At 61.6% G+C, this 26,362-nt stretch carries 22 protein-coding genes; 12 read left to right on the forward strand and 10 right to left on the reverse strand.

Features of this window, described 5'->3' with window-relative positions:
• Positions 1 to 15 precede the first annotated feature (15 nt).
• Complete coding sequence (locus BV034_RS02880) at positions 16 to 780, reverse strand: YceH family protein (RefSeq protein ID WP_081887541.1); 765 nt, start codon at positions 778 to 780, stop codon at positions 16 to 18.
• A gap of 20 nt (positions 781 to 800) precedes the next feature.
• Positions 801 to 1,724, reverse strand: a complete 924-nt coding sequence (locus BV034_RS02885; protein ID WP_063768661.1) for a LysR family transcriptional regulator — start codon at positions 1,722 to 1,724, stop codon at positions 801 to 803.
• 143 nt (positions 1,725 to 1,867) lie between these two features.
• On the opposite strand from BV034_RS02885, the gene BV034_RS02890 reads away from it, so the two are divergent.
• Positions 1,868 to 2,107, forward strand: coding sequence for a ferredoxin (locus tag BV034_RS02890; protein ID WP_050023946.1), 240 nt, complete (start codon positions 1,868 to 1,870; stop codon positions 2,105 to 2,107).
• A 170-nt stretch (positions 2,108 to 2,277) separates the two neighbouring features.
• Here BV034_RS02890 and BV034_RS02895 read toward each other — a convergent pair whose 3' ends face one another.
• Together BV034_RS02895 and serA are read right to left on the reverse strand one after the other, a co-directional pair.
• Positions 2,278 to 4,383 (reverse strand): M3 family metallopeptidase, encoded by a 2,106-nt coding sequence (locus BV034_RS02895; protein WP_050023947.1) that lies wholly within the window; start codon positions 4,381 to 4,383, stop codon positions 2,278 to 2,280.
• A 67-nt stretch (positions 4,384 to 4,450) separates the two neighbouring features.
• Positions 4,451 to 6,055, reverse strand: a complete 1,605-nt coding sequence (gene serA / locus BV034_RS02900) for a phosphoglycerate dehydrogenase (RefSeq protein ID WP_050023948.1) — start codon at positions 6,053 to 6,055, stop codon at positions 4,451 to 4,453.
• Positions 6,056 to 6,220: 165 nt separating this feature from the next.
• On the opposite strand from serA, the gene BV034_RS02905 reads away from it, so the two are divergent.
• Positions 6,221 to 6,703, forward strand: a complete 483-nt coding sequence (locus tag BV034_RS02905) for a hypothetical protein (protein WP_265592553.1) — start codon at positions 6,221 to 6,223, stop codon at positions 6,701 to 6,703.
• 24 nt (positions 6,704 to 6,727) lie between these two features.
• On the opposite strand, the gene BV034_RS02910 is transcribed toward BV034_RS02905, so the two are convergent.
• The gene (locus BV034_RS02910) at positions 6,728 to 8,071 is read right to left on the reverse strand and encodes a hypothetical protein (RefSeq protein ID WP_081887538.1); all 1,344 of its coding nucleotides are present in this window, start codon (positions 8,069 to 8,071) and stop codon (positions 6,728 to 6,730) included.
• A 99-nt stretch (positions 8,072 to 8,170) separates the two neighbouring features.
• Here BV034_RS02910 and BV034_RS02915 point away from each other — a divergent pair, with 99 nt between their 5' ends.
• From BV034_RS02915 to BV034_RS02925, 3 genes are all read left to right on the forward strand, one after another.
• Positions 8,171 to 8,857, forward strand: coding sequence for a hypothetical protein (locus BV034_RS02915; RefSeq protein ID WP_050023951.1), 687 nt, complete (start codon positions 8,171 to 8,173; stop codon positions 8,855 to 8,857).
• A gap of 91 nt (positions 8,858 to 8,948) precedes the next feature.
• Positions 8,949 to 9,287 carry a DUF485 domain-containing protein gene (locus BV034_RS02920; RefSeq protein ID WP_050023953.1) on the forward strand — a complete coding sequence of 113 codons (339 nt, stop codon included), beginning with the start codon at positions 8,949 to 8,951 and terminating at the stop codon, positions 9,285 to 9,287.
• A gap of 129 nt (positions 9,288 to 9,416) precedes the next feature.
• Complete coding sequence (locus BV034_RS02925; RefSeq protein WP_050024023.1) at positions 9,417 to 10,994, forward strand: sodium/solute symporter; 1,578 nt, start codon at positions 9,417 to 9,419, stop codon at positions 10,992 to 10,994.
• A gap of 730 nt (positions 10,995 to 11,724) precedes the next feature.
• Here the strand turns inward: BV034_RS02925 and BV034_RS02930 are convergent.
• Together BV034_RS02930 and BV034_RS02935 are read right to left on the reverse strand one after the other, a co-directional pair.
• Positions 11,725 to 12,126 (reverse strand): hypothetical protein, encoded by a 402-nt coding sequence (locus BV034_RS02930; protein WP_050023955.1) that lies wholly within the window; start codon positions 12,124 to 12,126, stop codon positions 11,725 to 11,727.
• Positions 12,127 to 12,147: 21 nt separating this feature from the next.
• The gene (locus BV034_RS02935) at positions 12,148 to 14,727 is read right to left on the reverse strand and encodes a glycosyltransferase (protein WP_050023957.1); all 2,580 of its coding nucleotides are present in this window, start codon (positions 14,725 to 14,727) and stop codon (positions 12,148 to 12,150) included.
• A 172-nt stretch (positions 14,728 to 14,899) separates the two neighbouring features.
• Here BV034_RS02935 and BV034_RS02940 point away from each other — a divergent pair, with 172 nt between their 5' ends.
• On the forward strand, positions 14,900 to 16,630 hold the full coding sequence (locus BV034_RS02940) for an FAD-dependent oxidoreductase (RefSeq protein WP_265592555.1): 1,731 nt from the start codon (positions 14,900 to 14,902) through the stop codon (positions 16,628 to 16,630).
• Between the two features lie 94 nt (positions 16,631 to 16,724).
• Here BV034_RS02940 and BV034_RS02945 read toward each other — a convergent pair whose 3' ends face one another.
• Positions 16,725 to 17,348 carry a sigma-70 family RNA polymerase sigma factor gene (locus tag BV034_RS02945; protein WP_050023961.1) on the reverse strand — a complete coding sequence of 208 codons (624 nt, stop codon included), beginning with the start codon at positions 17,346 to 17,348 and terminating at the stop codon, positions 16,725 to 16,727.
• 123 nt (positions 17,349 to 17,471) lie between these two features.
• A complete protein-coding gene (locus BV034_RS02950) occupies positions 17,472 to 18,605 on the reverse strand; it encodes a hypothetical protein (RefSeq protein WP_050023963.1) in 1,134 nt (377 codons plus the stop codon).
• A 220-nt stretch (positions 18,606 to 18,825) separates the two neighbouring features.
• Here BV034_RS02950 and BV034_RS02955 point away from each other — a divergent pair, with 220 nt between their 5' ends.
• The 6 genes from BV034_RS02955 to BV034_RS02980 all read left to right on the forward strand — a co-directional run bounded on the left by BV034_RS02955 (position 18,826) and on the right by BV034_RS02980 (position 24,286).
• Complete coding sequence (locus tag BV034_RS02955; RefSeq protein WP_050024025.1) at positions 18,826 to 19,455, forward strand: DUF47 family protein; 630 nt, start codon at positions 18,826 to 18,828, stop codon at positions 19,453 to 19,455.
• Between the two features lie 16 nt (positions 19,456 to 19,471).
• A complete protein-coding gene (locus BV034_RS02960; RefSeq protein ID WP_050023965.1) occupies positions 19,472 to 20,518 on the forward strand; it encodes an inorganic phosphate transporter in 1,047 nt (348 codons plus the stop codon).
• Positions 20,519 to 20,615: 97 nt separating this feature from the next.
• Positions 20,616 to 21,731, forward strand: a complete 1,116-nt coding sequence (locus BV034_RS02965) for a D-TA family PLP-dependent enzyme (protein ID WP_050023967.1) — start codon at positions 20,616 to 20,618, stop codon at positions 21,729 to 21,731.
• A gap of 37 nt (positions 21,732 to 21,768) precedes the next feature.
• Entirely contained in the window at positions 21,769 to 22,014 is a 246-nt protein-coding gene (locus BV034_RS02970) for a hypothetical protein (protein ID WP_050023969.1), read from the forward strand.
• A gap of 360 nt (positions 22,015 to 22,374) precedes the next feature.
• Positions 22,375 to 23,460: a membrane dipeptidase gene (locus BV034_RS02975; protein WP_050023971.1), complete on the forward strand. Its 1,086-nt coding sequence runs from the start codon at positions 22,375 to 22,377 to the stop codon at positions 23,458 to 23,460.
• 55 nt (positions 23,461 to 23,515) lie between these two features.
• Positions 23,516 to 24,286 carry an aldolase/citrate lyase family protein gene (locus BV034_RS02980; RefSeq protein WP_081887544.1) on the forward strand — a complete coding sequence of 257 codons (771 nt, stop codon included), beginning with the start codon at positions 23,516 to 23,518 and terminating at the stop codon, positions 24,284 to 24,286.
• Between the two features lie 451 nt (positions 24,287 to 24,737).
• Here the strand turns inward: BV034_RS02980 and BV034_RS02985 are convergent, their stop codons facing one another.
• Complete coding sequence (locus BV034_RS02985; RefSeq protein ID WP_050023976.1) at positions 24,738 to 26,336, reverse strand: serine hydrolase; 1,599 nt, start codon at positions 26,334 to 26,336, stop codon at positions 24,738 to 24,740.
• Positions 26,337 to 26,362: the final 26 nt, after the last annotated feature.

A 26,362-nucleotide genomic window follows, 5' to 3' on the forward strand; every position in this document is an offset into this window, starting at 1 on the left:
GAAATCACCGCTCCCCTACGGAATGTAGCGGGAGCCGGTGTCGATCTCCTCCTGCGGGGCGGGAACTGAGCCCGGCGCAATGATCGCCCGCAACTCTGCGACCTCGGCCCGGAGGGCCACCAGTTCCTGTTCCATGCGTCCGCGCCAGTCCGCGTCATACACGGCTGCGGGTGAAGCGGTCACCGCCGCCACGGCGGGGCCAGACGAGCTGACGGTGCCCGGTTCCACCAAACCGGAAAGCAGATGGGCAAAGGTCACCGTCTTGCGTCCGCCACCGGGGGCAAACTGCACCGCCAGCGGATGGCCTGGGTAGTCGATGAGCTTGTGCAGCTCATGCTCCACAGCGGGAATGTCGGCAAAGGTGTGGAGTCGCTCCGTGCGTTGACGCAACTCGCCGGAGGTCTGCACCCCACGCAGCATGAGGACCGCCAGCAGAGCGATGCCGGGTTTGGTGAGGAAGCCAAACTTGGAACCCAGGGTGTGCTTGTACTTCTGGACCCGCGCGCCCACGAGGGTGAGTTGCAGGACATAACCCCGGCGTTTTAGACCGTCCAGCGCCTCCAGCACTGTGTCCTCATCGTAGCGCACCACCGGCTCGCGGTTCGTGGTCTGGTTGCAGGCGTTGACGAGGGCGTTCAGCGTCAGAGGGTAAGCCTCGGGAGTGGTGCCCTCCTTCTCAATCAAGCAGCCCAGCACCCGGACCTGCTCCGCAGTGAGAGGGATGAGCGTCGGGGCTTCGACTTGGGATTCAGCTTCAGAGGCGGTGGGGTCGGTGTCCATGTCCATGGTGAGTTTCGAGTCTAGCTAAAGAGCACTCCTTCGATCAAGTCCTGGATGTGTTTTGGCAGCGTATGCGTGCGACGGGTGACCATCACGATCTGACGCTCAAACCGGCGGGGCAGCGGCACCCGCTGGAGGGCCTTCTTTCTGGGATACGCCGCCAGGGCACGACGCGGCACCCAACTGGCCCCCAGGCCCATCGCCACGAGTTGGATGAGGATCTCGAAGTTGTCCAGCTCCATGGCCGGGGTGTGAGGGTAGTGCTGCTCCTTGAGCCAGGCTGCCAGCTTCTGTCCAGTATGGCTCTGCTGGCTGAGGTGCATCCAGGTCTGGAGATCGAGCCACGCCTGGAGCGTCGCTGATGACCAAGGAGGAGGGCCTGGCGGAAGAGCGGCCTGGGCTCCGATGATGAGCTCGAACTCATCCGCGAAGCTGTGCTGCACCTGAAGCGCGGGATTGATCTTTTCCGGGGCGGTCAGGATCGCGATGTCCAGGCGGTGGTCCAGCAGGGCCGCCAGCAAGCTCACCCCGGGTTCATGCGAGACCTTTAGCCGAACCTCCGGCGACTTCCGGTGGAACGGGAGGAGGAATCCCGGCAACGAGGCCAGACCAACAGAGCGGGAAAATCCCACCCGCACGGTCCTGGTGGCATCCACGTGCTCTTCTTTGAACCTCCGCAGGCTCGCCTCCAGAGAGCCGTTTAGCTGGCGGGCTTCTGCCAGGAGCGCGTGGCCCGCATCCGTCAGCGTGACCTTGCGGGTGGTTCGTTCCAGCAGGGTGACCCCCAGACGGTTTTCCATGCCCTGAATCTGACGGGTCACGGCACTCTGGGATACACCAGCGATGCCGGCCGCCCGGGTGAAACTGCCTTCAATCGCCACCAGCTCAAACAGGTGCATCGAATACAGATCCACAGGGCGAGTGGCCAGGTATTCATGCCTCATGAGCATGAGTATATGACATTAATGAATTTCTAGCAATGGGCAGGATGAGGAACCGTGGGGGAGACGAAGGAGCAAACTCTTTGGGTCAAACTTCAAAATCCAAACATCAAAACTAAAACAATCACCTTCAACCGCCTGAGACCATGCCCAATCCCCATTCAAAAGTTCCCGCCAACCACGAAGGGCCGTACTACGTGGACACTGATTGCATTGACTGCCACGGCTGCCGGGAGATCGCTCCGCGGCACTTCGGGTTCGATGAAGAAACCGGGCTGTCTTATGTGATGCGGCAGCCGGAGACGGAGGAAGAAAGGTCGGTCGTGAACGAGGCGATGGAGCATTGTCCGACGGAGTCGATCGGGAAAGAGGAGGGGGAGGGATGAAGACACCAGACTTGAGAATTCCAACGGAGCGCTCAGTAATGGGAGCGAGGGACAAGAATGTCCCTCGCTCCTTTTACTAATCAACGCGTGGTGCGTCTCCTCCTGGGCGAGAGCTCAGGTCTTGAGTCTTTCGTCTTGAAGTCTTGTGTCTCCCGCGCAGCGGGCCCGGGCTACGCCAACCCCGCGCGCACGAGCAGCGCATCCGGATCGGGGTCACGACCCATGAAGTCGCGGAAGAGCTTCGCGGGATCTTCGCTGTTGCCCTTGCTGAGGATGCAGTCGCGCAGGGAGCGGCCGACCACGGGGTTGAGCACGCCTTCGTGCTGGAAGCGGGTGAAGGCATCGGCATCGAGCACCTCGGCCCACTTGTAGCTGTAGTAGCTGGCGGCGTAACCGACGGGGCTGCTGAAGAGGTGGCCAAAGCGGCGGGCCATCGTGGGCGGGCGCGTCTCGGTGGGGAAGGTGTAGTCGTTGACGATGCGGCGGGTGAGCGCATCGAGATCGGCGGCCTGCTCCGTGGCGTAGTGCATGTGGAGTTCGAGGTCCAACTTGCCGAAGGAGAGCTGGCGCATCATCGCCACGGCGCTCATGTAGTTGCGCGCGGCGAACATCTTCTTGAAGAGGACGTCCGGGATCCGCTCGCCGGTCTCGTGGTGTTTGGCAAAAAAGTCGAGGCTCTCGCGCTCCCAGCAGAAGTTCTCCATGAGCTGGGAGGGCAGCTCCACGAAGTCCCAGGCCACGTTCACGCCGTTCATGCTTGGGATTTCCACGGTGCCCAGAAGCTGGTGCAGCAGGTGGCCGAATTCATGGAACACGGTGCAGACCTCATCGTGCGTGAGCAGGCCGGGCTTGCCCTCCACCAGCGGGGACATGTTGCCGCACATCAGGCCCAGGTGGGGGCGGCGCTCGCGACTGCTGTCACCGGGCCAGCCGCCTTTGAGATAGTTCATCCAGGCCCCACCGCGTTTGGAATCGCGCGGGTGCCAGTCGGCGTAGAAGCTGCCGGTCTGCACGCCTTCTTTGTTGCGCACTTCGTACAGCTTCACCTCGGGGTGCCACACTTCTACCGGAGAGCCAGCGGCGGCATCAGCCGGGGTCTGGCCCACGGGGTAAAACACGGACGGGCGCTCGGTAATGGTGATTTCAAACAACCGCTCGGCCAGCTTGAACATGCCGTCCAGCACGCCCACGACGGGGAAGTAAGGGCGCAGCTCTTCGGAATCGAATTCATAGCGCTCCTGGCGGCGTTTCTCGCTCCAGAAGGCGATTTCCCAGGGTTCGAGGAGTTTGACGTCGGAGCCGGCCTGGTCGGCCTTGTACTCCTGAAGATCCACAACCTCGCGGTCAAAGGCCTTCTTCACGCGGGTGTGCAGGCGCTCGGTGAACTGCAGGGCGGTGGTACCGGTCTTGGCCATGCGCCGCTCCAGGATGTAGTCCGCGAAGTTGGCCTTGCCCAACAGCTGCGCCTTTTCATGCCGCAGACGCAGAATCGTCCAGATGAGATCAGTGTTATCGTACTGGCCGCCGTTGCCGATGGAGCAGCTGCCTGTCCAGACCTGCTTGCGGATGGCGTCGTCTTCGAGGTGCTCCATCACGGGGATGATGGACGGGGCCTTGAGCGTGAGACGGTACTTAGGGGATTCTTCGGTGCCGAGCCCTTTGGCCAGGGCATCTGCTTTGGCAGCGGCCAGGGCGGTTTCTGGCAGGCCCTTAAGCTTCTCGGCGTCGTCGAACACCAGTTCCCAGGCGTTCGTGGAGTCGAGCACGTTCTCCGAATACTTTTGGGTGGCCTGGGAGAGTTCAGACTCCAGTTCCTCAAGCCGCTTCTTCTTCTCGGCCGGCAGTTCTGCCCCGTGCTGGCGGAAGTAGGCGAGCGTCTCCTCCAGCGTGCGGCGGCGCAGGCCGGTCAGACCACGGGCTTCATCCGTGTTGCTGTAGGTAAGGATGAGATCCCAGAGCTCGCTGTTGAGCGGGATCTTGGCGAAGAACGCGCTGACCTTTGGCAGCATGCCGTTGTGAGCCTCCCGCAGCGCGGGGGAGTCGCATACTGAAACCAGGTGGGTCACCAGACCCCAGGACTCATTCAGCTCACGAAGGGCTTCTTCGTAGCCGAGCATCACGCTGTCGAACGTGAGCCCGCCCCGCTGCTGGCCGATCACCGTATTGAGCCGGACCTCCGCTTCCTCGAGCGCTTTGGTGATGTCGGGCTCAACCACCTCCGGGGAGAGGGTGGACCAGCGTACATAGAACGAGTCGTCGAGGAAGGGATGGGACATGGGGATGGGAGCCGGAGGATCCGGCAGGCGAAAAGGACCGAGAAAGGAGAGCAGGGACTGTGCAGGATTACGAATCCAGCACCATGCAGTACACTCTTTTCACGCCGGGGATGGTTTCCAGATCCCTGATCACGACGTCAGCCGGGGCGGAGTCGAGGGTGAGCAGCGTCAATGCCGTGCCGCCCTCTTCATTGCGGCTCAGGGACATGTTGGCGATGTTCACCTGGTGTTGGCCGAGGATCGTGCCGTAGGCACCGATCATGCCGGGGCGGTCGTCGTTTTCCAGCAGCAGGAGCGTGCCTTCCGGCTTGGCTTCCACACGGCGGCCGTTGATCTTCACGATGCGCGGATCGCCACCGAAGAAGGTGCCGGCGATGACGGCGGTCTGGTCGCCCGAGCCCACTTGCACCTCAATGAGGTCGGTGAACTCGGTCGGTCCGGGCACGCGGCTTTCTGTGAAGCGCAGGCCGAGGTTTTCGGCCGTGCCGATGGCATTGATGAGGTTCACCTGATCGGCACCGATGGGCTTCTCGAGGAAGCCTTTCAGCACGCCACGCGAGACGAGGGTGGTGTCCATCTCACCCAGCTTGCCGCTGTAGTTCACGCGCAGTTTCTCGGCGCGGGCAGGAGCAATCTGGGAAATAAGACGGCCCAGGATTTCACCGAAACGAAGAGCTGGCCCGATGGCGGCGAGCGTCTTGGGATCCACGTTGGGCATATTCACCGCGTTCACCACGGTGCCTTCCAGAAGGTTGGCTTTCACCTGCTCGGCGATCTCGATGCCCACCGACTCCTGGGCTTCATCCGTGGAAGCGCCGAGGTGCGGAGTGAAGACCACGTTCGGGGCCTTCAGCAGCGGGTAGTCAGCGGGGGGAGGCTCCACTTCGTACACGTCGAGGGCGGCACCGGCCACGTGACCTTCTTCCAAGAGCTTGGCCAGGGCGTTGTCATCCACCAGACCCCCGCGGGCGCAATTGATGATGCGGACGCCTTTCTTGATCTTGCGCATGCGCTCTTCGTTGAGCATGTGCTTGGTCTCCGGGGTCAGCGGCATGTGCATCGTGATGAAGTCCGCGTCTTTCACGGCGTCATCCAGATTGTCGGCCAGTTCCACCTTGAGCATCTCGGCGCGGTTGGCGCTGAGGTAGGGATCATAGGCCACCACACGCATGCCGAAGGCCTGGGCGCGCTTGGCGAACTCCGCACCGATGCGGCCCATGCCGAGCACGGCCAGGGTCTTCTTGTTGAGTTCCGTGCCCTGGAAAGTCTTGCGGTCAAATTTGCCGCCCGCCACGTTGGCGTGAGCCTGGGGGATCTTGCGGGCCAGGGAGGTCATGAGCGCGAAGGCGTGCTCCGCGGTCGAAATGGTGTTGCCGCCAGGGGTGTTCATCACCACCACGCCACGCTTCGAAGCGGCCGGGACGTCGATATTGTCCACGCCCACGCCCGCACGGCCGATGACTTTCAGGTTCGGGGCGGCTTCCATGACCTTGGCGGTCACCTTCACCCCGCTGCGCACCACGATCGCGTTTGCATCCTTGGCTGCCTCACAGAAGTCGGACTCTTTTTTCAGGCCAAGGTTCACGACGACTTCGAAGGACGGCTCTGCCTGGAGCAAATCAATGCCGGTCTGCGAAATGGGATCAGCAACGAGGATGTGGAATTTGGCCATAGGGACGTTCAGCGTAGCACGGACCGCAGGGCACTCAAGCGACGAGTGAAGCTCCAGAATGAACCAAACGGACTGTTCGGGCGAGCAGGTTGGAGGTAGGATTGAAGCGCAGGAGCCCGGATTCAGGCTTGTCCATCCTGCGGTTCTCTGGAACAATCCCGAGCCATGAGTTCGTTGTCTCTTTGCAGAAAGGCGTTGGCAGTTGGTGGACTGGCTGGCATTTTTGGACTCCTGCCCGTCTCAGGAGCTGAGCCCGCCAAAGGGCAAAAAGCTGCCACGCCGACGGAAATGCTGGCCTTCTTTGACGACACCAAAGGGGCAGTGGTCAATGAGTGGACGGACCTGAATTCCGACAGCCAGGCCTGGTCCAAACACACGAAGGACGGGTACGCGACGGTGCGCAACGAGGGACGCGTGCACAGTGGAGCCGACCAGTATCAGAAGGCCTTCAAGAAAAAGCTGCCTGGCATGAGCGTGTGGTGTCGCACGGCCGAGAACGAGGCGGCCCACAAGCAGAACGACGTGAGCCTGCTGAAGAAAGGCTACGTGCTGGTGCGGTTGCAGGCGTTTGTGGATTCAGAGGGAGCTCCTCGCTTCCAGGGGCTGTGGGTCAAGGTGGCGGAGCCGCCGACCGATGCCGCAGGTTGAACGAAGAATCTGAGGCGGGTGGGCCTACTTGGCTTTGCAAGGGATCATGACGCCATCCCGCATACCGTGGAGCAGCTTCTTGTCTGCGGGCACAATGGTGGCGAGCACCCCGCCGAGGGTGACCTCGCCCTCATGGACAAAGTAATACGGGCAAAGCCGGGCGCGGCATTGCATGGGGACGATGCGGCCGCTGGCCTGGTCATGCCTGGGGTGGGTAAGCACCCGGGCCCGGTGAAATCTCTGGAGCAGGTAGGGATTGGAGGGATAGGAGTCCAAGGCCTCATCGATCGCCTCCGCCCACTCGTCCTGGGGCAGGTCATGACCGATCTTCACCCCGCGAGAGCCCCAGCTCTTCTCTGACCATCCGCTGATCTTCACCACCAGCTCGCGCTCCCGGCTGCCGAAGCGTTTCATCTCCTGCCAGTCGTGAATACCCAGGCGCGGCCATTCCGCATGCAGGGGCAGAGGGGCGGGATCGAGGGTCCAACCGTAGGGAATCGATTCCTTCAGAAGCTGGAGGTGGTCTGCGCTCAGCGCTGCCTCCCACCACCGGCGCAAGGCGGGCGACCAAAAGAGGGCCAGCCAGAGCTTCTCCTCCAAATAAGGTTTCATGGGTGGCGTGAAGCGCAACTCGCCCGCCTCCGCCATGCTCAGCAGCGTCTCGGCGTGTTCCACATTGTCGGTGTCCCACAGCTCGAAGAAGCGATACACGTCCCGGCCTTTCAGATCCTGGGGCTGGATGGACCAGGGGTTGAGGACGCGCCGCCTTCCGCCGTCTCGTGCATTGAGCTGACCGGTCAGCCACGCCATTTCCGGCTCGTAGTCTGCGGCTTCGCGGGAGACGAGGATGTCATGTTCCGGAAAGACGCGGTCAAAGCCGTCCAGCATGCCCGCGGGACCGCCCAGCACGTCCTCGCCGATGGCGGAGTAAGTCTGGCCCATCCATCCGGTGAGGCCGATGCCGCCCGGCAGGTTGTCCAGCTCGGTGATGCTGAGCCCTGTGTCTGTCCACACCAGATCCGGGCGGATCACGCGGGGCAGGGCGTCCTTCCAGCGGGCGTTGCGGCCCAAGGCAACCATCCGCTTTGGTTTGCCCTGATCGAGAACGTGGGCCGCCCAATGGAGGGAAGGAGTGTCCACGGCCTCCTGGTAAAGACGGTTGCACGCCGCCTGAAACGCGGCCGTGGCCGGACCGAGTGCATGAATGCGCTTCACCACGTCTGCCGGAAGCGGCAGGGCAGAGGGGGACACCTGCCATTCCTTGTCTCGAAACATGCCGCCCTCTGGCATGGCTGCCCGCACGGCTTTCACGCGTTGAAGCTGCTCGGATTCAGGGGAGGCGAGTTCCTCCAGGAGGGACGGATTCATGCAAAGGGGCCGACTGGGCACGCACCTAATAAACGACTCCCGTGGTGTCAAACGATGCTTCCACTTGACGGCGAGGGCGTTCTCCTCTCACCATCGCGCATGCTTCACCGCCTCTCCTCTGTTTTTGCGGCGCTCGCCGTTACGATGCTGCTCTCCTCGTGCCTGGACTACGAAGAGGACATGGTGATTCACAAGGACCTTTCGGGTGAGGCTCTCGTCACCATCAACCTGCCGGACTCGCTGGTGTCCAAGTATGATCCCATCCAGGCCGAGTTCGCCCCGGCAAAGATCCAGAAGCGCTTTGACGATCTGGACGGAGTGACGCTGGTGTCCTACGAAGTGAGCGCAGACCGCAAGCCGGTGGCCAAGCTGAAGCTGAAGTTCAAGTCGATCGAGAAGCTCAATGAAGCCATCGCGAAGAATGCTCCCGCCGCCATCGTGGCCGGCGTGTTCACGGTGAAGAAGGAGGCGGACAAGACCACCATCGAGCGCAAGCTCGGCCAGGGTGAACCGAAGGCTGAACTGGGCGACTTCAACTATGTGCAGTACAAGACCCACTTCGACGGCACCATCGGCGGTACGAACTCCGGCCACTACAACAGCCATGGCCAGGATGTGCGCTTCCGTTACAAGCTGACGGATGTGCTGAGCCAGAAGCCCACCCAGGTGACCAGCCTCGTCAATTCCAAGCCCTGGGCGATCATCTTGTTGTGCATTGTGGTGCTGGCTGGAGCCGCCTACTACGGCTGGAAGCTTCTCGGGAAAAAGAAGGTTGTGGTGCGTTGAGTCGCACCCGCTTTCATCGGGTTAAGATGCCCGAAGATTGCCGCAATTCCGCGCTTGCCACGGCGTATGAGGATACCCTAGCCTCTGCGCCATGCCTTCGGAGAACCCAAATGTCCATAAGACGGCTGCCCCTGACTGGGACAGTATCGCTGCCCGACCCGCCTTTCAGGAACTGCTTCGCGTGAAAACGCGGTTCCTGACCAAGATGACGGTCTTCTTCCTGATCTACTTTTTTGCCCTTCCCATCTCCGTGGGCTGGTTCCCGGAGTTCATGAAGAAGGAGGTCCTTGGCAAGGTGAACCTGGCCTATCTCTTCGCGTTGTCGCAGTTCTTCATGGCATGGATTCTTGCTGCTCTCTATGTCCGTCAGGCGGCCAAGTGGGACAAGATGAACGCCGCGCTCCTGGCCGAGGCACACCTTGAGAAATAACCCGGCCCCCGGTCCTCCCTCACCTCACTTCTCCCTTACGACCATCTCTCACACATGAGCGCCCTCTCCCTCTTCCTGGCCCAGGCGGCCAGTGCCAGCGCCAGTCCTGCCCCTGCCCATACTGGAGGTGTGAACTACACCGCCCTGGGCATGTTCCTCGTCTTCGTGGTTCTCACGCTGGTCATCACATTCTTCAGTGCCCGCAAGGCCACAGGTTCCGCCGCCTACTTTGCTGCGGGCCGCAGCATCACTGGCTGGCAGAACGGTCTGGCCGTGGCCGGCGATTACATGAGCGCCGCCAGCTTCCTGGGCATCTCCGGCATGATCTGCTTCCTGGGTTATGACGGTTTCATGTATTCCGTCGGTTTCCTGGTCGCCTACCTCACCGTGCTTTTCCTCGTGGCGGAGCCGCTGCGCAATGCGGGCAAGTACACGATGGCCGACTTGCTGGCCTACCGCCTGAGCCCCCGCCCGGTGCGGGCCATGGCCTCACTGAGCACCATCACGGTCTCCACCTTCTACATGATCGCCCAGATGGTCGGTGCCGGGGTCATCATCAAGAGCCTGCTCGGTCTGAGCTTCGCTCCCGCAGTGATCGGGGTGGGCGTGCTCATGCTGGTGTACGTGGTCTTTGGCGGCATGCTCGCCACCACCTGGGTGCAGATCATCAAGGCCATCCTCCTCATGGCGGGTGCCTTCTTCCTCAGTTATCTCGTGCTTCAGCACCATGGCTTCAGCATGGCGAACTTCTTTGACCACGTGTCGCGTGCCGACTACGGCGGCACTGCCGCGCCGAAAAACCTGCTGGAACCGGGTTTGAAGTATGGCGTCGCTGCCGCGGGTCCATGGGGGCCGCTTGATCTTGTCTCACTGGCCATGGGCTTGGTGCTGGGCACGGCCGGTCTGCCACACATCCTTGTGCGCTTCTACACTGTGCCGGATGCCAAGACCGCCCGCTCCAGCGTGGTCTGGGCCATGGCGATCATCGGGGTGTTCTACATCCTCACCACGTTCTTCGGATTCGGTGCCGCCACCATTCTTGAAAAATCCGCCATCACCACAGCAGCAGGCAAGCCTGACACCAACATGGTGGCACCCATTCTGGCGCTGGCCCTCGGTGGGAACCTGTTCTTCGCCTTCATCAGTGCGGTGGCATTCGCCACGATTCTCGCGGTGGTGGCCGGCCTCACCATGAGCGCCTCCACCTCCTTTGCGCATGACTTCTACACGAACGTGATCCATCACGGGAAAGAGAAGACCGCAGGTGAGGAAGTGCGCGTGGCCCGCATCACCGCCTTTGTGGTGGGAGCGGTCAGCATCGGGATCGCCATCGCTCTCGGACCGGAGGTGAATGCCGCGTTCCTCGTGGGCCTGGCGTTCGCCGTGGCGGCGTCTGCCAACCTGCCAGTGATCCTCTTCTCCGTCTTCTGGAAGCGCTTCAACACCGCTGGCGCCGTGAGCGGCCTGGTGGGTGGTCTCGCCTCCTCGATCCTCCTGATCATGATCAGCCCCAACGGGATCTTCGGCAAGGCTGGAGCCATCTTCCCGCTGGAGAACCCGGGCATTGTCAGCATCCCCCTCGGTTTCCTGGCGGCGTTTCTGGGTACTGTGCTGACCAAGGAGGACCCGGAAGCTGAGGCCAAATTCTCGGAGCTCAAGGTTCGCGCCCACACCGGCCTCGGTGCCGAGAAGGGCGGCGGTCACTGATTCGTGGACGCAGATTGATCTGGAGATCAACTTCAAAGGCTGGATGTCGCAAGGCATGCAGCCTTTTTTTGCGGCGCGTGAATTTGTTTCCGCGTACTGCGTAAACTTGCTGGCCGTCTGTGTGGATGCTTCACGCCAACGGCGTGGTACAAGTTAGCCCAGGGTCAGGCGAGGCACGAGCCGCCACCCTGGGTACGCGGGCAAGTGAACCAGAACTCCGAAGTGAGTTCTACAAACTGCGGCTGCACCCCTGAGGTGTCCACCGCATGCAGGATGGTCGTCTCCGGGTGATCTGGACGGTTTGTTGAACTCCCTTGGAGTTCTATCGCTACCACGCGCTACCCGGGGTGGCGACTGCTTCGCAGTCTGACCCCGGGCTGTTTTGTATCACGCCGTTGGCGTGAGGGTTCCGGCCTATTTCATGAAAGCAAAGATGTTTTCCTCGTGCCAAGGGCCAGGGATTGCGCCAACCCATGCGTCCAAGGAGCGACGGTTTGTGCTTGCACAACCGCCGGGGGAGAGCGGAGCGATTGGCTGCCCTATTCCCTTCATCTTACGCCACCTCGTCGCTGTTTGTTGGCTTGGGGGCACTCGTCCTCCGGACGCGTCCGGCGGTTGTGCAAGCACAAACCGCCGCTCCTTGGACTACAGGCCTTTGGTGATGTCTCACCGGGCGCCCACCTATAAGAAACGCTTTGAAGCCTCAGGCCCCTAACCTGGCACCCTTGAGCTACTTCCCGGCCTCGTAGTTCTTCTCGGACACGATGCGGTCGTGATCATAGACCCGCTCGCGGTAGAGGAGACCGGCTTCGGTCCACTCGCGGTTCTTGCCGACGCGTTCGCCTTTGACGAAGTCCGTCTCGGCCAGGGGCTTGCCATTGGGGTGCCACTCCTTCACGGTGCCTTCGTAGTAGCCGTTCTTGATCGGGTACTCCGCCTTCAACTTGCCGTCCTTGTAGTAGTCCTTGGAGATCCCCGTGAAGGCCTTGCCTGTTTGAGGATCGGCAAAGGCGTTGTTGAGGTACTTGAGCTCCTTGTACGGCAACTCCTTGGGCTTTTCACAGGAGGGGAGCCCCAGGGCCAGACCCAGGCCAACGAGGCAGGTGAGCAGGATGGGAAGGCGGCGCGTCATGCCGACTAGTTCACAGAAATCTCAGCGCGAATCAAGCGCCGTCGCAGGAAGGTGCAGATTGCGGGACTTCAAAGAGGGCGCCTGTTTGGGTGTGATGGGCACCATGCCAACCGATTTGGCGGCCTGTTGAGCAGCCACTTTGTACCGGCGTAGGACAAGAATGCTGCCGAGTACCAGGATGAGGTAGGGCACCACCATGGAAAGCAGGAGGAGCCCTCCTCCCCAATTCAGGTAGCGCACGAGAATCAGAGAAAGGTAAAACAACGCGGAGAACAAGGGGATGCCGGGGCTCCAAGTCGAAGCTTTGACCCGCGTCAGGCACATGCCGCCTCCGTGGTACTCAGTCACGGTCACGTAGCGAAGCCGGGTGCCTGAGTCTGCGAAGCTGCCATCCCACAGGCTCCAGTCCCCTGCGGGGCGGCAGCGCAGGTCGTGGGTCTCCTGCAACTCTTTGGCAAAGGCTTCCAGCCAAGCCTCTCGGCCCACCCCATCCGCGCTCCAGAAGGCAAACTGCGCGCCTTCCGCTCGCTCAGGCGTGAGGGTGAGAGGCGCTGTCTTCCAAGGCCACTGAAGTTTGCCCTTGGGCAGGGCATGGTAGCGCATCATGCCTCGCAGCCGGGCCCAGTCGCGGACCACGGGTTGGATGAAACAAAGCGTCCACAACAACGCCCGGTGCCGCCAGGTGTGGGCGATGAGCATGAAGTCATTCATGGCGGCACGCTTGCTGGCCACACGGATGGACAACACGAGCATGAGCGCCGGCACCACCAACCAGGCCAGGTGCAGGAATCCAAGCGCCAGGGCGGCAACGCTGCCCACCAGCCAGGGCAGGCCGCTCATCCAATGGGCCAGGGTGTCGCCGCTGCCGGTGTAGATGCACTGGAAGGGAGCCAGCCCATGGGAGCCGAAGTGGATGTGCTGTCGCTCCAGATCGCCATGATACGTTTCGTCTCCATAGATGGCCCCGCGCCAGCGAGCGCCGCCCAGCCAGGCAAAACGCTTGGGGAAATGGCCAATCAAGAGGGCCTCAGCCAGACCGTAGCCGGTCTGCTGCCGCAGGTAGGCGCTGACCGTGAAGCGCCGGTGGTGCCAGACGACAGCCGCGGGGACGAAACGCAGTCTTCCGCCTTGCTCCTGGAGACGCCAGCAGACGTCCACATCATCGCCAGCTGTGGTGAACTCCACGCGGAATCCACCGATGGCTTCGAGGGCGGCTTTGCGAATGGCCAGATTGCAGCCGGGCAGGTGCTCGGCTTCTTCGTTGCCCATCAACACATGAGCCGGCGCTCCTGGAGCGGCGGCGACACAGGCCTCGGTGAGACTGCGCGGTGGCGGAGGCAGGTTGGGCCCTCCGGCGGCGACCCAGGAGGGCTCGTCGAAAGCCGGGGCCAGATACCTCAGCCAGTCTTCATCCGGAATGCAGTCGTCGTCCGTGTAGGCCAGGATTTCCCCGGTAGCCAGGCGCATGCCGTGATTCCGCGCGGCACTGAGGCCTCCAGGGGGCTGGTGGTGGTACTTCACGAACGGGAACTCTCGTGCAATCCCCGGGGTCTGGTCCGTGGAGCCATCATCGATGACCAGCACTTCGTAGTTGGAGTACGTCTGGGTGCCCAGGGCGGCCAGGCAGTTGCGCAACGTGGCGGAGCCATTGCGGGTGCAGACGATGACGGAGATCCGAGGTTGTGACTGGGGTGGTCCCTGAGGGATGGCGGCGAGCCCTTCGGAGGCCAGCTTGGGCTGACGATCACGCGTGACCAGGCCGAACTCCCATCCCGTGATTTCCTCGCCTCCGCGGTGCCATTCGTCCGTAAAGGAGAACCAGAAGTTGCCCGCCACCGCCGAGCGCTGCACGGCCTCCTGCTGCCATTGCAGCGTACGGGCTTGGGCGGCTTCGCCATGCTTTTTGGAGTCGAGCCCGAACTCCGATATGACCAGCGGCTTGCCATCGGCCAGAATCTGAAGGCGCTTCAGGTAGGCTTCGAACCGATCCTTGTCTTCCAGGAAGACATTGAAGGCCACGAAGTCAGCGTTTCGCGGGACGAGGTACTCGGTGGACGGGTAGCTGGCATAGGCGACGGGGAGATCCGGCGCTTCTGTCTTGACCGTGGCGATGAGCTTTTCCAGGAAACGACGGACGGGTTCCGGGCGCATCCACCGCACGAGCGTCTTTTCGATTTCGTTGCCGACCAGAAGACCCGCGACCACGGGATCCCTGCCTAGACGTCGGGCGGCATCCTGTACGCGGGTGATCGCCTCCGCCTGAATGGCGGGTTCACTCAAAAAGTCCACATGCTGGGTCCACGGGATGCCCACCAGCAGGCGCAGGCCCGTGTCGCGTGCGGCCTGGAGCACCGCTTCGGTGGGGGGCTCATACACCCGCACCGTATTGAAGTCGAGTGCGGCCATCTTGCGGAAATCATCCTGCAACCGAGCCTCCTCGGGCCAGGGCAGACCCTGGGCGTTGGGCTTGAAGGGCCCATAGGTCACGCCGCGCAGGTACACTTTTGCCCCCGTTGCCTCCCGGAACCAGCGGCCGGAGACCCGCCATGCTCCTGCCCCGGGCTGGGCCGGGCTGGGAGAGGGGGCAGGGGGGCAAATCATCTCGGTTGTCAGGTGGGGGTGCGCAGGATTCTACAAGGTAGACGAGTAACTCTGCGGGCGCATTCGGCAATCTCTTGCATGGGCGGGTTGTTTTTTGGACCTGTTCGCCGCCCGATGGCCAACTTTGCCTTCTGACTTTGCAATTTGACCGCCAGCCAGCTAGAACTTGCGGATGCACCGATGCTTTCTCCCCCTGCTGGCGATTCCGCTGGCCACCAGCCTGGCTGTGGCTGCAGACGGTCCCTCCACTCCCAATCCCGGTCTGCGCTACCACTACGAAGTGCCGAAGGCCGATCCGCCTCAGGTCATCAAGGTGGACCTGTGCGTCTATGGCGGCACCCCGGCCGGCATCGGCGCGGCCGTGCAGGCCCGCCGCCTGGGCAAGACCTCGGCCCTGGCTGTCCATCGCCGCCACGTGGGTGGTCTCACCTCCGCAGGGCTGACGGCCGTGGATCTGGGAAAAAAGGAATCCATCGGGGGCATGGCTGCCGAGTTCCTCAAACGAATGGGGAAATGGAGCGGCTTCCGCTCGGGCGATGCGGAGAATGTCTTCCGCGCCATGCTCAAGGAGGCGGATGTGCCCGTGTACTACGAGCACCGCCTGTCCAAGGTGGTGAAGGACGGCAACCGCATCACGGCGCTGGAGTTTGAGAACGGCAACCGGATCGAGGCCAAGTTCTTCGTGGACGCCACGTATGAGGGCGACCTTTTCGCCGGGGCCGGTGTCTCCTACCATGTGGGGCGTGAGGACAACTCCGTGTACGGCGAGACGGTGAACGGCTACTTCGTGGCGGACAAGCACCAGTTCCGTTTCGATGTGGACCCCTATGTGAAGGCGGGAGATCCCTCCAGCGGCCTTTTGCCAGGTATTCAGCCCGGGCCTCCGCGTCAGGCGGGTTCGGGTGACAAGTGGGTTCAGGCCTATAACTTCCGCATGTGGCTGACCAAAGCCGATCAGGGTACGGCCTACCCCAAGCCGGCCAACTACAACCGGGATGACTACGCGCTGCTGCTGCGCTACATCACGACCCAGCCCGACTTCCCATGGGACTTCACGTACAAGTACGGCCCCATCAAGCTGAACCTGGGTGACTGCAACAACGCCGGTCCCATCTCCACCGACTTCATCGGCGGCAGCAACGAATGGCCCGAGGCTGACCAGGCCAAGCGCGAAAAGATCTTCCAGGCGCACGTGACCTACCAGCAGGGCATGATGTGGTTCCTGGCCAATGACGAGGCGGTGCCGCAGCGGCTCCGTGACTTCGTGAAAACCTTCGGCCTGCCCAAGGACCAGTTTCCTGAAACTGGCGGCTGGCCGCACGAGCTGTACGTCCGCGAAGGGCGTCGCATGATCTCTGACTACGTGATGACCGAGCACAACTGCACCGGCAAGGTGGTGCCGGAAGACAGCGTGGGCCTGGCGAGCTACACCATGGACTCCCACCACACCTCCCGCGTGGTGGTGGATGGCGCAGTGAAGGCCGAGGGGAATGTGGAGAAGCCCACCCCCGCGCCGTACCCCGTGAGCTACCGGGCCATGGTACCCAAGGAGAGCGAGTGCAGCAACCTCCTGGTGGGTGTCTGTGTCTCCAGCTCCCACATTGCCTACGGCAGCATCCGCATGGAGCCCGTGTTTCTGTTGCTGGGCCAGTCCGCAGCCACCGCGGCTTCCATTGCCATCGATGACAGCCTGACGGTGCAGAAAGTGCCCTACGCCAAGCTGCGTGAGCGTCTTCTGAAGGATCACCAGATCCTGGACTGGACGCCGGAGATGCAGGCCAAGGCGGTCGCTGCTGAGAAGGAGCGGAAGGAAAAGGAAAAAGCCAAGGCAGCCCAACCAAAGGCTGAGGGCAAGAAAGGTGCCACCAAGGAGAAGGCATCTGTTCCCGTTCCGGCGAACTGATCGTCGTACTTCGTCATCAGATCCAACCACGAAAAAGGGAGGCCGGAGCCTCCCTTTTTTAATGGGTTGAGATCGGTGCCAGGTTCAGGCCTGGTTAGATACGGCGCTTGATCACCTGCTCGAGCCGTTGCACACCGCGGCGGATGCGGGCCTTCACCGTGCCAAGTGGCTCGTTGAGACGTTCTGCGATTTCGCTCTGGGTCAGCCCGCCGAAGTAGGCCATCTGGATGGCTTCACGCTGTTCAGGCGTGAGTTCCAGAACGGCGCTCTGCACGGCAGCGTCGCTCTCCTTGGCGATAAGGACATCGCTGGTGTCATCCACGAATTCAGGCTGGGCCGTGCGGGACTCCGATTCGAAGTCGTCATTGAGCCGACTGCGGCGCTGTTTGGCGCGGATCCGGTCAATGGCGCGGTTGCGGGCCATCGTGGTCACCCAAGTCAGGGGTTTGCCCTTGGTGGGTTCGTAAAGGTGGGCTTTCTGCCAAATCTGGACGAGAACCTCCTGCATGATGTCCTCAGTGTCCTGGTGGTCGTTCAGGACGCGGTGGATCGTGGAGTAGAGGAGGCCACTGAACTTCTTGTAGAAGTATTGGAAGGCGGCGACATCGCGTTGGCCGATGCGCTGAAGCAGGGCCATGTCCGCATCGACTTCCTCAGCGGTAGGGGCAGCCGGAGCAGCAGGGGTTGTGTTCCGAGTGCGACGGTTCGTTGCAATCATCGTTTTCACAATGACAACATTCCATGTGTTGAGCTTTTGTCTACAATTTTTTTAACACCGTCTATGATTTGTCTATTAAACGGATTGCCCCTTTCGGTTGTCTAAGCTGCCTGTTTTCCGCCTTTACTTGGGCAAGTGGAACAGGTCTTTACAACCAATACGCTCAGCCATCCGCAAAGGACGTCGCAGTGCTTCCGCCATACGCTGGGATTCGTCATCGCCGCGCAGATCCTGGCAGCGGGGGTGGGCTTCTGAGGTGGCGATGTGACCCAGGAGGGTGAGCACGTGGGCGGTGCTGTGTTTGTAGGCGGAGGCGCTCATCTTGTCGTCGAGGCGGAACACCAGATCCTCGAAGGACTGGATGGCCTCAAAGACCTTGTACACCCGGGTGTCGAAGCGGCCCGTGCCGGTCTTGAACTGCTTTTCCGCCACGCTGTCGAGCAGCCACATGTCTTTGGCCGCGCAGATAAGCGGGCAGGCGCTGACGCCGGCCCCGATGAGCAGAGGCAATCCGAGTCGGATGGCCGTGCAGATGCCGAAGTCATCCCCACTGTGCGGAGCGAAGTCCAGCTTCAGGGATTTGCACATGGCGGCCCAGTAGAGGAAGTGCGGCTCATCCAGCGTGGAGATTTTGCCGCCGACGAATTTAGGGTGCTTGGCCAGTTCATGGAGCAGCCAGGGCTCGTAGGGGGTGGCCCAGGGGACGAAAGAAGGCTCCAGCGCGTGGACAATGCCAGGGCGGATGAGGTGCTCGGCCAGCTCATAATAGGCATCCCGACGGGCCTCGGTGCCCAGGGAGTTGAGCGTGCGGGAGGTCATGAGCATGACCTCGCAGTTGTCGTGCTCCTGCACCGCATCGATCATGGGGAAGTAGCGCTCCGCCTTGAAGTCGTTGTGGCCGAGGTCCTTGCCGGTCACGCCGGCGATGAAGCGCTGGTCAGGGAAGGCGGCACGGAACCGCTGGAGGACTTCGCGATATTCCTCCAACGTCAGGTCAAAGATGTAGCCGGTGTCCGCATTGAGCACGAAGTCGATTTCCACCCCATAGCGGGCGGCACAGCGGCGCATCCAGTCGATGCTGCGGACGAAACTGTCCCAGTCAGGCTTCTGGTCCTGAAAGGGGAGCAGGGCGGCCACGCAGAGGCGGGCCTTGGTGGAGTGGTCCACCAGTTCTTCCTCGCTGGTCCAGGCCCAGACCGTGTCGCTCCAGGGCGTGGAGGGTTTCAGGTCGGCGGGGTCGTAAATGAGGGCGCTCATGCGGATGTTGGGGTGGAGATGAACGGTGGCGTGTGGGGTCCATCCTCTCCGGTCCGATTTTTATGTCAACGTCGGGGGCGGCTTGTGGGGGAGTCGGGCGTCTTCTTTGTGCTAGCCGGGCCGACTTTGTCCAGATTCGCGAGGGTCTGAGGCAAATCGAACTTGCCAAGAACGTCACCTAATGTCACTTGACGCGCTCTCAGGCATTATCCCCTCCCGCATGTTCAGCAGTCTCTTCAAACGCGACGACACGTTTTACACTTTGCTGGAGGCCAGTGCCGCGGAAGCGCGCAACTGCGCGATCCTTCTCAAGGATGTGATGACCCATATGGGTGCCGACACCAGCTCTCAGCTCGATGCTATCCATCAGAGCCGGCGCAAGCATAAGCGTCTGACCCAGGAGGTGACGGAGCGTCTGTGCAAGACCTTCATCACGCCGCTGGACCGCGAAGACATCGAGCATCTCAGCAGTGCCCTGCACAAGATTCCCAAGACGGTGGAGAAGATCGCGGAACGTCTCGCGCTCTGCCCCGTGCAGTACGCCAACGACATCGTTTCCCGCCAGATCAACTTGCTGGACCTGGGCACGGTGGAAGTGGTGAACATGGTGGGTGCCCTGCGCAAGAAGGCAGGCATGGAGCACATCCAGGACATGCAGGACCGTCTGCAGCACATTGAAGGCGATGGCGACAAGATGCTCATGGATCTGCTGCGCCAGCTCTACAACGGCAAGGCGGACCCGATCGAGGTGCTGATCCTCAAAGACCTCTACGAACTGCTGGAGCGGGCCATTGACCGGTGCCGCGACGCCGGGAACGTGGTCTTCCAAGTGGTGCTGAAGTACTCCTGATCCGCCACTCCCGCCCATGCTGACGCTTTTCCTCTGCGTACTCATCGCAGCGCTGGCCTTCGAGTACATCAACGGCTTCCACGATGCGGCGAACGCCATTGCCACCGTGGTGTCCACGAAGGTGCTGACACCCCGGCAGGCCATCATGCTGGCCGCGGTGTGCAACCTTTTTGGAGCGCTCATGGGCACAGCCGTCGCCAAGGCGGTGGGCAAGGACTTCGTGGACGTGAGTGCCGTGACCATGGCGACGGTGCTGGCAGCCTTGCTCGGTGCTATCATCTGGAACCTGATCACCTGGTGGTTTGGCATCCCGTCCAGCTCCAGCCACGCGCTGGTGGGTGGGCTCTGCGGTGCGGGCATCGCTTCCTCTCCCAAAGGGTGGGATGTGTTGCTCTGGGGCACGGGCTTGTGGCCCAAGCTGATCAAGCCCATGATCCTGTCTCCATTGATCGGCTTCATCCTCGGGGCCATCATCATGATGCTGCTCAATTTGGCGCTCTTCAAGGCGCAGCCCTCATGGATCAACCGGGTCTTCGGCCGGCTGCAAATCGTCAGTGCTGCCTTCATGGGCCTGAGTCACGGGACCAACGATGCGCAGAAGACCATGGGGATCATCGCGCTGGCGATGTACACCGGCACGCAAGCGGGTGCCTTCAATGAACTGCCCGGCTGGCTGGGCTTCCTGAAGTCGGAGAAATTTGAAATCCCCCCCTGGGTGGTGATTGTCTGTGCCATCACCATGTTTGCCGGCACGGCAGGCGGTGGCTGGCGCATCATCAAGACCATGGGCCACAAGATGGTGAAGCTGATGCCAGTGCACGGCTTTGCTGCCGAGACCACGGCGGCGGTTATCATTCAGTCTGCCAGCCACATGGGCATCCCCCTTTCCACCACGCACGTCATCTCCACCAGCATCATGGGCGTGGGGGCCACCCGCCGTCTGAGCGCGGTGAAGTGGGGCATTGTGCACCGCATCGTGTGGGCCTGGGTGCTGACCCTGCCCATCACGGGCATCCTCGGCTACTGGCTGCTGAAGCTGCTGGATGTCTTCGGCTTCCATTAATCCCGGAATCGGATCGACCAAGTGAGGGTTGATCCGACACGTTTGTATCATTCTCCGGCCTTGCAGGCAGTGACGGACTTTGTTCAAGTTGAGGCGCATGTCTGCCGCCCTGCCTTGGTACGCTGTTGAGAACATCGACGAAGTTCCGTCGCCCTCCCTGCTGGTCTATCCGGACCGGATCGAGGAGAATTTGCGGCGGATGATTGCCATGGTGGGAGATGTGCAACGGCTGCGGCCGCACATGAAGACCCACAAGATGCCGGAGGTGATCAAGCTGCACCTCGTGCTTGGCATCTCCAAGTTCAAATGCGCTACCATTGCCGAGGCGGAGATGACGGCTGAGGCTGGGGCGAAGGACATCCTGCTGGCCTACCCACTGGTGGGGCCTAACATTGCCCGGTTTTTGAAGCTGAAGCAGCAGTACCCGCAAACCCGGTTCTGCGCCGTCGCCGATGATCCAGACGCCGCCCGAGCGCTCTCTGCGGCGGCTGGAAAAGAAGGCGTGACGGTGGAGGTGATGCTGGAGGTGAACTGCGGCATGGCCCGGACGGGTATTGAGCCCGGTGATGGAGCGATCCAGCTTTATCAATTACTCGCCACTCTGCCGAACGTGCAGGTGGCTGGGATCCATGCCTACGACGGCCATATTCACGATCACGATCTGGCGGCCCGTACCGCGGCAGTGGAAGCGGCGTATCAGCCTGTGGAAGCCTTGCGGGATCGTCTGCTGGCGCTCGGTCTGATCGTGCCGCACTACGTGGTGAGCGGCACACCCACCTTTGGCATCCATGCCCGGCGTGGCACCTATGAATGCAGCCCCGGCACCTGCGTGCTCTGGGACTGGGGATACGGCACCAAGCACCCGGATCTCGACTTCCTGCACGCCGCACTGGTGGTGACACGAGTAATCAGCAAACCGGCTCCCGAGCGGTTGACTTTGGATCTGGGGCACAAGGCGATCGCTGCCGAGAATCCGCATCCCAGGGTTTATCTCCTGAACCTGCCGGATGCCAAAGCGGTGATGCACAGCGAGGAACACCTGGCGGTGGAGACGCCGCAGGCGGGTGAATTCCCCGTGGGCAGCGTCGTGTACGGCGTGCCCTGGCACATCTGTCCCACCGTGGCGCTGCACTCCCACGCGTTTGTCGTGCGGGATGGCCGCGCGGATGGCACCTGGAAGGTGGCGGGCCGGGAGCGGGTGATTACCGTGTGACGTTGCAGGAATGATGGGAACCTCTTAGACTCCACCCATGGCTACCATTCAAGAAATTGAGGATACCATCCTGACCCTTCCCCCGGGTCAGTTCTACGAGCTAATGGATTGGATGTGTCATCGTCATCTGGACGTGTTGACGCGCGATGGATTTGAGTCCCCTGAGCTCGAGCAGGAGTTGCTCGGTGCATTGGGGGAGGAGGCGGTGCCTGCCAATGAAGCCCTTTTTGCCCGTTTGAGGAAGAATATCGAGTCAAAGGTCGGAGGCGGACAAGCTTCATGAGCAGGGATGGGGTGCTCATACTTCCCGCTGCGGTAGAAGACCTGAGGCTGCAATCCGAATGGTATTCGGATTGTGCTGGAGAGGTGATTGCACTTCGTTACCTTTCGGCGGTTGAGCAAACTTTGGCTCGATTGACTGAATTTCCAGAGAGTGGAATCGCCAGAAAATTTAAGGATCCCAGGCTCCAGGGCCTTCGATCCGTGTCGCTTCCTGGGGCCTTTCGCGTTCATTTGGTGTTCTACCGGATTCAATCCGAATCGCTTGTCATCTTTCGCGTCATGCATGGCATGCGTCATCTGTCCCAGCGACTGACGCAAGATCCAGGCACGAAGTCTTAGTTCCTCTGTTTCACTTCATTCCATGAGCTCTTCTCCACATTTCATCTTCGACGCCCATCTTGATCTCTCCATGAATGCCATGGAGTGGAACCGTGATCTGACCCGCCCCATTGAGGAGATTCGCCGCCGGGAGCAGGGCAAGACGGACATGAAAGACCGCGGCAATGGCGTGGTGTGTTTTCCAGAGATGCGCCGGGGCCGGATCGGCATTTGTGTGGCCACGCAAATTGCGCGTTATGTGAGGGAAACCAACCCCTTCCCCGGCTGGCATTCCCCGGAGATTGCCTGGGCGATGACGCAGGCGCAGCTCGCCTGGTATCGGGCGATGGAGGAGAAGGGGGAGATGAAGCAGATCCGCACGGTGGGCGAGCTGAAGGCGATGGCGGATCTCTGGATGGGAGAACCGCCGGCCGATGCTCCGATTGGCTACATCCTCAGCCTGGAAGGGGCGGACTCCATGATCACCCTGGGGCATCTGGAGCGCTCTTATGCCGACGGTTTGCGCGCCCTCGGACCCGCCCACTACGGCGTGGGGACGTACTCTCCTGGAACCGAGGCGGAAGGTCCGCTCACCGCCAAAGGGCGGGAGCTGGTGAAGGAGATGGACCGGCTCGGCATCATCATGGATGCCACGCATCTCACTGACGAGGCGTTTTGGGAGGCGGTTGAGTTGTTTCAAGGACCCGTCTGGGCCAGCCATCAGAACTGCCGCGCTCTCGTGCCGGCTCAGCGCCAGTTCACGGATGAGCAACTCAAGCATCTCATTGAGCGTGGCGGCGTGATCGGCGCCGCCCTGGATGCCTGGATGATGGTGCCCGGGTGGATCAAGTTCAAAACCCGGCCGGAGGACACTGGTGTGAATCTGCAACACATGGTGGATCACATTGATCACGTCTGTCAGCTTGCCGGGAACTCTCTGCATGCCGGCGTGGGTACGGATCTGGATGGCGGCTTCGGTCGTGAGCAGGCCCCCATGGATCTGGAGACGATCGCGGATTTGCAAAAGGTACCCCCGATGCTCGCTGCGAGGGGCTACTCCGAGACCGACGTTGCCAACATCATGCACGGGAACTTCCTGCGGTTCTTGGAGAAGAATCTGCCGGCTTGATGTGAGAAGCGGCATCTCCATTGCCTCCCTGTAAAATGTCCGCATGGTGGTGGCCATGCGCACTTCCAACATCCTTTCAAAACTCCGCACTGGCGGTGTGGCCCGGGTCTGCTCGACCGGGGCGGCCATCCAGTCATTCCCTCAGCATGCGCAGCGGGCCGGATTTGATGCAGTGGTGTTGGACGGCGAACATCGTCCCTGGCATGCAGGGGATGTGTCGTTGATGCTGGTTCAGGCGAAGTTGGCGAATGTGGACACCTTGTGGAGGACGCCATCGGTGGAACCGGTGGCGTTGTCACGAGTGCTGGAGGACGGGGGCACGGGCATCATGGTGCCGATGGTGGAAACCGTGGAGCAGGCGGCCGCGGTGGTCGCTGCCGCCAAGCACCCGCCGTTGGGCAACCGGGGGCTGGATGGCTCCTGGGTCGATGGCGATTTCGGCGCGCATGCCAAGGATGCCTACGTGGCACATGCCTTGGCGGAGACCTTGGTGGTGCTGATGATCGAATCCCCGCAAGGCGTGGCCAATGCGGAGGCTATCGCGGCTTTGCCGGGTGTGGACGTGTTGTTCATTGGTCCAGGGGACTTGTCATTGCGACTGGGCTGCAAGCCGTCGCTTCAGGAAACAAAAATGCGTAACGCTGTGGAGACGGTGGCAGCGGCGTGTGCGAGGCAGGGGAAATGGTTGGGGCATCCCGCCAAGAGTGCGGATGATGCACGAGAAGTGATCGGTATGGGGGCGCGATTCGTAATGATGGGCAGCGAAGGCCAGGCCGTGCAGCAGCATTTGCAGGCGTGCAAAGGGATGCTGGATGGGGCGTGTTGACGGGCTCCGACGGATGGTGAAGGGTTTTAGATGTCACAATACGTTGCCAAAGCGTTGTCGAGCCGCCGACACTCCAAGACACTGGCGCGAGGTTGAATGAACCAGCCAGAAAGCAGCCGGTCATTGTGAAGCGGATTTGGCTCCAGCACTGCCATAGTCGCGAAGCGTCTTGGAGTGCGCGCGGCTCGACGCCGCTTTCGCCAGCGATTGGCGGGAACGATGAATGCAATGGGTGGCCTGCTGATTGCTGGGCCCCGTTCCCCGGCAGCACCCTGCTCCCACTTCCCGGTGCGAGAAACTCACAAGAGCCGCCAAAGCGGCGGTTCCTGCGCGCACTCCAAAGACGCTTCGCGTCCAGGTGATGCGAGTGGTTCGATGAACGTTATCAAGATGGCCTCCGATGTCGGAGGCCATCAAGTTACCAATGCTCGAGAATGCGCCCGTTCCTCCATCACACCGCCTTCCCCGTCAGCACCCCCCGCGCATCAGTGGGATTGGGTTTCATCCGGTTCATGCTGTTCACAAATGCGATCTTCACCGTGCCGTTCTCGAAGGTGGCGGTGATGAAATCGTGGTGTGGGGTTTCATAGTACCGCCACTGCATTTCCAGGGTCTTCTCGTCCTTCCAGGCGGCGCTGGAGGCGATCTTGAAAGGCGTGCCCGCCGGAGAGGCCCCACCGGAGATGAGGCGGGGTGGGGTGCCGGGCAGGCCGGTTTCGCCCTTCACCCAGGAGCCGACGCCACAAGTCACCACATGTTCCTTCCCGCCTGCCTGGGCGGTGAAAACGCACTCTCCGCCCTCAAGCTTGAACTGTACCTTCTCAAGGCCAAGGCTGTTGGATTCCAGGGCATAAGTCTTGCCGCTGATCCCTGCTGGATCTGAAGATGCCTTCTTGCCCACCAGAGGAGGCAGGGCAAGGGAGCTCAAGGTACTCTTCAAGCGCTGCTCAGCCTCGGGATTGGCGGGGAGCGTGGCGTCCTTCCTTAGGGCGGGGAGCAGATGTTCCCAGATGAGATCCAGCTGGCCCTGCATGCTGGGGCTCTCACTGTTGATGGCGATGACGGTCTCCTGCTCGGGAAGCACGATGGTGAATTGGCCGAAAGCTCCGTCGCCGCGGTAGGCACCGTGTTGACTGCGCCAGAACTGGTAGGCATAGCCCTGGAGCCAGTCGTTCTGTTCTTTCGGCCGGGTTGGCTTGGCGGGCTCGGGCTGCTGGATCTTGAAACTGGTTGCCTCCTCGATCCATGAGGCGGGCAGGATCTGTTTCCCCTGCCACTGGCCTTTCTGAAGGAAGAGCTGGCCAAACTTCGCGAGGGCACCCGTGGGAACGCTCAAGCCCCAGCCTCCGGTGTTGATCCCCTTGGGGCAGCTCTCCCAGGTGGGGGCCGCGATGGCGAGGGGCTCGAAGAGGCGCGGGGTGAGGTATTGCAGAATGGGCTGCCCCACCAGCTTTTGCACAATGGCGGAGCACATGTAGGTGGCGGCACTGTTATACATGAACACCGTGCCAGGCTGGTGGGTGATGGGCTGGGCCAGGAAGGTGCGCACCCAGTTGTCGGACTTCACCACCGCCTGGGTGGGCTCCTTCTCATTGCCCACGGACATGGTGAGCAGGTCCTGCACCGTCAGGGCCGCAAGGTTGTCGCTCACGGTGGCTGGGAGATCATCAGGGAAAAAGGAAACCACCTTGTCCGTCACCTTGAGCCGGCCTTCTGCAACGGCAAAGCCGACCGCCGTGGAGGTGAAGCTCTTGCTCATGGAGTACAGCGTGTGGCGCAGGTCCGGAGCGTAAGGATCCCACCAGCCTTTGGCGATGACGTGGCCGCGGCGCACCATGACAAAGCCGTGCATCTCGTGGTTGCTCGTTGCCAGGGCGTCAAAGAAAGCCTGAATGCTGGCGCTCGATACGCCCTGCGCCTCTGGCGTGCTGCAGGGGAGTGCCGTGAAGGTTGCCTTGGACTCAGCGAAAAGGACGGCGCTGGGTGCCCAGGAAACGGCGGCGAGACCGGAACCGAGCTGCTTGAGGAAAGTTCTCCGGGAGGCGTGCATGGCCCCGAGGATGGGCAGAAATTCAT

It is taken from the genome of Verrucomicrobium sp. BvORR034 (assembly GCF_000739635.1).
In the GTDB taxonomy this organism is placed as follows: Bacteria; Verrucomicrobiota; Verrucomicrobiia; order Verrucomicrobiales; family Verrucomicrobiaceae; genus Verrucomicrobium.